Below are 241 nucleotides of genomic sequence, written 5' to 3' on the forward strand. Positions count from 1 at the left end.
ATCTTCAGCGCGTTGTCGCTGATGCGCTCGACGCGCAGCGCGAGCGTCTCGATGCCCTGCAGGATCTGGAACGCGTTGAACGGCGAGATCGCCGCGCCCATGTTGCGCAGCGGCACGACGCGCGCGCGGCCGATATAGGCGGCCTGCCCGAGCGCTTCCGTGTAGACGACGCCGTGATAGCTGACGTCGGGCTCGTTGAGCCGCTTGAAGCGGTCCGCGTGCTGCGTCCACGGGAACTTGC

Annotated in this window: 1 protein-coding gene; it reads right to left on the reverse strand. The window is 67.6% G+C overall.

Features of this window, described 5'->3' with window-relative positions; genetic code table 11:
• On the reverse strand, positions 1 to 241 hold a 241-nt coding region (locus SB725_RS33575; protein WP_410923743.1), incomplete at both ends, for a PLP-dependent transferase.

Origin of the sequence: Pseudomonas sp. SIMBA_041 (genome assembly GCF_046535095.1) — a bacterium.
Lineage (GTDB): Bacteria > Pseudomonadota > Gammaproteobacteria > Pseudomonadales > Pseudomonadaceae > Aquipseudomonas > Aquipseudomonas mucoides.